Source organism: Kribbella sp. (assembly GCF_035687465.1).
Lineage (GTDB): Bacteria > Actinomycetota > Actinomycetes > Propionibacteriales > Kribbellaceae > Kribbella.
Map to the genome: position 1 here is coordinate 1 of NZ_DASRXP010000232.1, position 7299 is coordinate 7299.

The window sequence follows — 7299 nt, forward strand, 5'->3', positions numbered from 1 at the left end:
TCATCAGCTTCAGGGATTCCGCGATCACCGCATCGACGTCCGTACCGCCGAGGTCCGCCGCCACCACTGCATTGTGATAGTCGATAGGCGACCCGCCGATCGTCCACCTCACCGCAGCCTGGTCGCGTTGCTGACCACCCCCGGCCGCGCCCATCGCCATCAGCAGTTCGGCCGCGTTCTCCTCGATCGCTCGCACCAGCTCGGCTTCTTCCATCCGCCCAGTCTTGCGCGATCCAGCACCCCAGGCATTCCGTTTTTCCCCGAGTGCTCAGCCGGGGAGGGCGTTCCACTGGGCGAGGGTGGACGCGAGCAGGGTTGCTGTCGGTAGGGCGTCGAACTCGTCGCGGTTGACGAAGCGGGTGTCTGACGCGTCGTCACCGGCGACCAGCGCACCGCCGACTGCCTCTGCTTGGTAGTCGCGGATCACGTAGAGCTTGCCGTTCGGGGCGTCGCGCTCCACCTCGCCGACCAGTTTCCCGACCTCGACCCGCAGTCCGGTCTCCTCGGCGACCTCCCGGATCACCGCGGTCGGGTCGTCCTCGCCCGGTTCGACCCGTCCGCCCGGCAGCGACCAGAGTCCCCGCCCGGGCTCGTTCGCCCGTCGAACCACCAGCAGCCGGTGCTGCTCGTCGTACACGAGCGCACCGACACAGTCGACGCGGTCCGGTTCCATGGGCAGAAACGATAGACCCGGCCCGGCCGGAAGTCCCCGTCGCGCGGCGCGCAGGGGTGCCCTGTGGACGACGAAGCCGGTTCTGGGAGTCGGCCCGGATAGCATCAGCGCTGACAGCTGTCCAGAGAAGGGATCCCGATCGCTCGTGCTCATCGACCTGCACACCCATTCGAACCGCTCGGACGGCACCGACCCGGTCCCCGTCCTGATCGCGAACGCGAAGCGGGCCGGCCTGGACGTGATCGCGCTCACCGATCACGACACGGCCAACGGCTGGGGCGATGGTCGGCGGACGGCGGAGGAGCTCGGAATCGGGTTCGTGCCCGGGATCGAGATCTCCTGCAAGCTCAACGGGATCAGCGTCCACCTGCTCGCCTACCTGCCGGACCCGTCGTACCAGCCGCTGGCCGACGAGCTCGCGCACGTCCGCGACGGTCGCACGGACCGGATCCCGTCCATCGTGGCCCGGCTGAACGGGATGGGCGTGGCCCTGACTGTCGACGAGGTGCTGGCGCAGGCGACTGGGACCCCGTCGGTCGGGCGCCCCCATGTCGCCGACGCGCTGGTTGCCAACGGCACCGTGGCGGACCGCGGCGAGGCGTTCGACCGGTTCCTTGCCGATGGGCGGCCCGGGCATGTGTCCCATTACGCGATCGAGCCCGGGCGGGCCATCGATCTCGTTCGCGCGGCCGGCGGCGTACCGGTGATCGCTCACCCATGGGGAAGATCCAGCTACAAGGTGATGAACGCCGACACGATCGCGCAGTTGGTCGCCGACCACGGCCTGGCCGGGATCGAGGTGGACCACCAGGACCACTCACCGGGCTCCCGTACTGCGTTGCGCGCGATCGCCATCGAGCTCGGCATCATCTACACCGGATCGAGCGACCACCACGGGATCGGCAAGGTCAACCACGACCTGGGCGTGAACAGCACCGAGCCCGAGCAGTTCGCGCGGCTCCTCGACGTGGCGAAGGCGAACGCGGCCGCCAGCTCGGCGAACAGCCCCGAGGCCTACCTGCCGTGAACGATGTCATCAACCTGTCTTTGCTCAGCTCGGTCTTCGTCACCCTCTTCGTGATCATGGACCCGCCCGGCACGGTGCCGGTGTTCATCTCGCTGACGGCCGGCCAGTCGCGCGCAGTACGGAAGAAGGCGGCCTGGCAGGCGGTGCTGGTCGCCTTCGGCGTGATCGTGGTGTTCGCGGCTTTCGGGCAGCAGATCCTGAGCCACCTGGGCATCACCCTGCCGGCGCTGCAATGCGCCGGCGGTCTGCTGCTCCTGCTGATCGCGTTGCAGTTGCTGACCGACACCGCCGAGGACCCGGTCCAGACAAAGAATGTGAACATCGCCTTCGTCCCCCTCGGTACGCCGCTGCTCGCGGGCCCGGGCGCGATCGTCGCCACCATGGTGTTCGTGCAGCGGGCGGACGGCTCACTCCCGGATGTGGTCGCGATCTCGGTCGGCATCGTGCTGATCCACATCGTGATGTGGCTGACGCTGCGCTTCTCCGGCGTGATCATGCGGCTGCTGGGGGAGAACGGCGTCCTCCTCGTCACCCGGATCGCCGGTCTGCTGCTGAGCGCGATCGCCGTCCAGCTCGTCGCGGACGCCGTCACCGACTTCATCAAGGCGGGCTGATGACGGACATGCTCCCGGGGATGCCCGCCAAGTTGTTCGTCGCGACGCCGACGAAGTTGCTGAACTTCGCGGACTGCAAGCGGAAGTACCGCTACACCTATCTGGAGACCCCGCGCCCGCCGAAGGGACCACCCTGGGCCCACAACACCGTCGGCGCCGTGATCCACGAGACCCTGGCCGAGTTCTGGCGCTGGCCCGCGTCGCGGCGTACGACGGTCGAGGCAGTCAACAAGCTCCGGGCCGGCTGGCGGCACGAGGGCTTCCGCGACGAGGCTCAGTCCGCCACCTGGCGGGAACGCTCGGTCGACATGGTCTCGACGTACCTGCACAACATCGACCCGTACTTCGAGCCACGCGGGGTAGAGCGCACGGTCGCGTTCACCACCGAGCGCGCGAGCCTGCGCGGCCGGGTGGACCGGATCGACGAGCGCCCGGCCCGCGACGGCAGCGGCGGTACCGAGCTCGCGATCGTCGACTACAAGACCGGCCGCCGGCCGCTGACCAGCACGGATGCCCGGTCCTCGCTCGCGATGGCGCTCTACGTCCTCGGCGCCCGCCGGGTACTGCGTCGCGCGTGCACCCGGGTCGAGCTCCACCACCTCCCCACCAACACGATCGCGGCCGCGGACCACGACGACGAGTCCCTCGCCCGCCACCAGCGCCGGGCCGAGTCCATCGCCGACGACGCGGCCGCCGCCGAAGCCCGCTGGCACGAGGGCCTCACCCCGGCCCAGGCCGACGAGGTCTTCCCGCCCGAGCCCTCCCCACTCTGCGGCTGGTGCGACTTCGCCCGCATCTGCCCCCAGGGCCGACGTGTGGCCCCACCCCGCGACCCCTGGTCCGCCCTCGACGAAACCGACGGCCTCCCCGTCCCCGACATCGCCGAAGCAGGCTGAATCCCGGAGTCGTCAGGCCGTGCCAGCGCCGTGTGCGTGGCGTGCCAGTGGGCGGTCGGAAGCTTGGGTCACCGAGAAATGGAGGGGTGACCTATGACTGCGAAGACCGTGAACAAGCTGGCTGTGCCGGGTGCGACGCTGCACTACGAGGTGACCGGGTCAGGGCCGGTGCTGCTGCTGATCGCAGGCGGTTTCATGGACGGCGGCGTGTTCGACGCGATCGTCGGGCAGCTCGCTGCCGACTACACCGTGGTCGCCTACGACCCGCGCGGCAACTCGAGAAGCCCGTACGACGGGACGCCCACCGACGAGCAGGTGGATCGTTCGGCCGAGGACGCGCTGGCTCTGATCGACGAGGTGGCCGGGGACGAACCGGCGTACGTGTTCGGCAGCGGCTCCGGAGCCATCACCGGGCTCGACCTGATCGCTCGCCACTCCGATCGGGTGCGGATGCTGGTGGCGCACGAGCCGCCGTCGATCGAACTGCTTCCGGATGCGCTGACCGCGCGGGCGTTCTTCCTCGACGTCTACGACACGTTCCAGGGCGACGGGGTGGACGCGGCCATGCTGCTGTTCGCCGGTGGCACCGGGCTGGACGACGACGAGCCGCCGGCGCCGGAGGATCTGCGGCCGGAGTTCCGCGAGGCGATGGAGCGGATGCAGGCCAACGCGCCGACCTTCTTCGAGTACAAGATGTTGCCGTTCACCCGCTGGCGGCCGCATCTGGACGCCCTGAAGACAGTCGCGGACAAGATCGTGCCGGCTGCCGGGGTGGATTCCGCGGCGCATCTGCCCGGTCGGCCCATCGAGGTGATCGCGGACGAGCTGGGCTGGCCCGTGGTCGGCTTCCCCGGCGGCCACTCGGGGTATGCGAGCCACCCGACCCAGTTCGCCACGTTGCTCGCTCGCGTGCTGGAGGCCGAGATCAGCTGAGTTATTGGAGTTGACGGTCGGCCGCGATCCGGCGTACCGTCGCTCTCCTTCCCTTGACAAAGGCATGTTTCCGCATGCCGCCACAGTGGTGTCCGAAGCCCCGGGTCCTGACGGATCCGGGGCGGTTCTGCGTGCCCACATCAGCCGCATGGCCCTCTCGGACACCACTCTTTGAGGTGCGAAGGAGGTAGCAGTGGACGTGTACTGGGCGGTCGCGGTGCGCTCGTTCCGCCGGTTCGCGACGTACCGGATCGCCACCCTGTCCGGCGCATTCACCAACACGGTTTTCGGCTTCATCTTCTGCGGTGTCTACCTGACGCTGTGGGAACAGCGCCCCGGTCTCGGCGGGTACGACGTGTCGGACGCGCTCACCTTCGTCTGGCTGCAACAGGGACTGTTGATGCCGATCGGGATCTTCGGCGCCAGTACCACGGTCGAGCTGGGTGAACGGGTCCGGAGCGGCGAGATCGCGGTCGATCTCTATCGGCCTACCCACCTGATGATCTGGTGGATGTCGGTCGACGCCGGGCGGGCCGCTTTCCAGTTGATCGCACGCGGTGGGTTGCCGCTGCTGGTCGGGGCGCTGGTGTTCGACCTGAACTTCCCGTCGTCCGTGCTGCAGTGGCTGGCGGTCGTCGTCGCGCTGACGTTCGGCGTACTGGTGAGCTTCGGGATCCGTTATCTGGTGGCGTTGTCGGGCTTCTGGATCAATGACTCGCGCGGCCTGGAGCAACTCGCGCTGGTGCTGTCGCTGTTCTTCTCCGGCACGATCCTGCCGCTGGTGGTGTTCCCGGGGTGGATCGGCGAGGTCGCCCGGGCGACTCCGTGGGCGGCCACCCTGCAGGTGCCGATCGACGTCTGGCTCGGGCGCAACCCCGGCGGCATCGGGTCCGCGCTGGTGTTCCAGCTCGGCTGGCTCGTCGTCCTCGTCCTGGCCGGCCGGCTGGCGACCGTACTGGCGACCCGGAGGGTGGTGATCCACGGTGGATGACGTCTCGTTGTTGCGCAGGGCAACCGGCTGGCCAGGCCAGTACTGGATGCTGGTGACGATGTGGATCCGGTCGTCGCTTGCGTACCCGGCCTCCTTCGTGATGATGCTGGTGGCCTCGGCGCTGATCACCGGGACCGACTTCGTCGCCGTGCTGCTGATCTTCAGCCACATCTCGTCCTTCGGCGGCTTCACCCTGGGGGAGATGGCTCTGCTCTATGCCACCGCCTCGATGGCGCTCGGGGTGGCGGATCTGATCACCGGTTCGGTCGAGCGACTCGGGCAGCGGATCCGGACCGGTGAGTTCGACGTCTGGCTGATCCGCCCGGTACCGGCCTTCCTGCAGGCGATCGCGGACAACTTCGCGCTCCGCCGGCTGGGCCGCCCGGTGCAGGCCCTGCTGGTGCTGGTGATCGCGCTCCGGGCCGTCGAGATCGACTGGACTGTTGCCAAGGGCATCCTGCTGGTGGTCTCGCTGATCTCCGGGGCGACCATCTTCGGGACGATCTTCGTGCTCGGAGCCGCTTTCCAGTTCATCTCGATCGACTCGGCGGAGCTGACGAACTCCTTCACCTACGGCGGGCAGTTCCTGACGCAGTACCCGCTGTCCATCTTCGGCAAGGACATCGTGCGGGCGGTTACGTTCGTGGTGCCGCTCGCCTTCGTGAACTACTACCCGGTGCTCTACGTGCTGGGAAAACCGGCCCCGTTGGGCCTGCCGTCCTGGATCGGTCTGCTGGCTCCGGTGGTCGCCGTCGCGATGATCGCGGTGGCGTCACTGGCCTGGCGTGGCGGTCTCCGTCGTTACCGCAGTACAGGGAGCTGAGCAGTGGCAGTCATCGAACTGGAGAACGTGTCCCGCGCCTTCACCGTGTCCAGCCGGACCGGGTTCCGGCGTACCCGGCGTGAGGTCCGCGCCGTCGACGACCTGTCCTTCACCGTCGAACGCGGCGAGGTGATGGGCTACATCGGCCCGAACGGCGCGGGGAAGTCCACCACGATCAAGATGCTGACCGGGATCCTGGTCCCGTCGGGCGGCTCGATCCGGGTCGCCGGGGTGGACCCGTCGCGGCACCGCCTGAAGCTCGCCAAGCGCATCGGCGTGGTCTTCGGTCAGCGGACCACCCTGTGGTGGGACCTGCCGCTGAAGGAGTCGTTCGCGGTCCTGCAGAAGATGTACGCCGTACCGCGGGCCCGTCATGCCGAGAACCTGGCCACCTTCGTGGAACTGCTGGACCTCGGCGAACTGCTCGACGTACCGGTGCGGCAACTGTCCCTGGGCCAGCGGATGCGCGGCGACATCGCGGCGGCGCTGCTGCACGACCCGGAGATCGTCTACCTGGACGAACCCACCATCGGCCTCGACATCATCAGCAAGGCCCGGCTCCGCGAGTTCCTCGCCCAGGTCAACCGCGACCGGCAGACCACGATCATCCTCACCACCCACGACCTCGACGACATCGAGGCACTGTGCTCGAGGGTGATGGTGATCGACCACGGCCACCAGGTCTACGACGGCACCCTGGCAGGCCTCCGCTCCAGCCAGTCAGCGCCCCGCACCCTGGTCGTGGACCTGGCGTCCTCCCTCCCACCCATCACCATCGAAGGCGCCACCGTCACCAAAACCGACGGCCCCCGCCAATGGCTGTCTTTCCCCACCACCACCTCAGCCGCCCCGCTGGTAGCCCAGATAGCCGCCACCTACCCGCTGGTCGATCTCTCGGTCCTCGAACCGACCATCGAATCCATCATCGCCAAGCTCTACAGCACCCCTTCGGTCACCTGAGAGCGTCCGATTTGTCACGGACTGTATTCGAACATACACTCGATTCATGAGCAGACTCCCCAACGACCAGCCGGCAGACGGGCCCCTGCGCCCAGTCCCGCCGGCAGGTGGGCAGTCGCCGGTAGGCGGGCCGCGGTGCCCGGTCCCGCCACTGGCCGGGCAGTCCCAGCCGGTCGCGGACTCGCCGCCGGCACCGGGGTCGCAGCCGGCGTCGCGGGGGAGTTTGTTGCGGTTGGACTTCCCGGACGACCCCGATGGCGGGTGCCTGTTGTATGAGGCGCTGGTGTCCCAGGACACGTCGCAGTTGAGCGACAGTGGGTGGTTGGATCGGCTTGAGGCGATCAACCGGGTGAAGGCGCGGCTGGCGGGTCTGGAGGCCGAG

9 protein-coding genes and 1 pseudogene are annotated in these 7299 nt (G+C 68.4%); 8 read left to right on the plus strand and 2 right to left on the minus strand.

All coding sequences use genetic code 11. The features are described 5' to 3' along the window. Positions 1-214 (minus strand): annotated as a pseudogene (locus tag VFG33_RS11795) (GNAT family N-acetyltransferase); the annotation flags it as partial. Positions 215-268: 54 nt separating this feature from the next. Further along, a complete protein-coding gene (locus tag VFG33_RS11800) occupies positions 269-673 on the minus strand; it encodes an NUDIX hydrolase (protein ID WP_325025480.1) in 405 nt (134 codons plus the stop codon). A gap of 145 nt (positions 674-818) precedes the next feature. Here VFG33_RS11800 and VFG33_RS11805 point away from each other — a divergent pair, with 145 nt between their 5' ends. The 8 genes from VFG33_RS11805 to VFG33_RS11840 all read left to right on the plus strand — a co-directional run. Then, complete coding sequence (locus VFG33_RS11805; protein ID WP_325025482.1) at positions 819-1700, plus strand: PHP domain-containing protein; 882 nt, start codon at positions 819-821, stop codon at positions 1698-1700. Beyond that, complete coding sequence (locus VFG33_RS11810) at positions 1697-2314, plus strand: MarC family protein (RefSeq protein ID WP_325025484.1); 618 nt, start codon at positions 1697-1699, stop codon at positions 2312-2314. Before VFG33_RS11805 ends, VFG33_RS11810 begins: the two co-directional genes overlap by 4 nt. After that, positions 2314-3210 (plus strand): RecB family exonuclease, encoded by an 897-nt coding sequence (locus VFG33_RS11815; protein WP_325025486.1) that lies wholly within the window; start codon positions 2314-2316, stop codon positions 3208-3210. The genes VFG33_RS11810 and VFG33_RS11815 overlap by 1 nt, the downstream gene beginning before the upstream one ends. 93 nt (positions 3211-3303) lie before the next feature. Beyond that, positions 3304-4143: an alpha/beta fold hydrolase gene (locus tag VFG33_RS11820; RefSeq protein WP_325025488.1), complete on the plus strand. Its 840-nt coding sequence runs from the start codon at positions 3304-3306 to the stop codon at positions 4141-4143. A gap of 193 nt (positions 4144-4336) precedes the next feature. Next, positions 4337-5134: an ABC transporter permease gene (locus VFG33_RS11825; RefSeq protein ID WP_325025490.1), complete on the plus strand. Its 798-nt coding sequence runs from the start codon at positions 4337-4339 to the stop codon at positions 5132-5134. Further along, positions 5127-5957, plus strand: a complete 831-nt coding sequence (locus VFG33_RS11830) for an ABC transporter permease (RefSeq protein WP_325025492.1) — start codon at positions 5127-5129, stop codon at positions 5955-5957. The genes VFG33_RS11825 and VFG33_RS11830 overlap by 8 nt, the downstream gene beginning before the upstream one ends. Before the next feature lie 3 nt (positions 5958-5960). After that, entirely contained in the window at positions 5961-6917 is a 957-nt protein-coding gene (locus tag VFG33_RS11835) for an ABC transporter ATP-binding protein (RefSeq protein WP_325025494.1), read from the plus strand. A gap of 46 nt (positions 6918-6963) precedes the next feature. Further along, the coding region (locus tag VFG33_RS11840) for a hypothetical protein (RefSeq protein WP_325025496.1) at positions 6964-7299 on the plus strand (336 nt) is incomplete at its 3' end.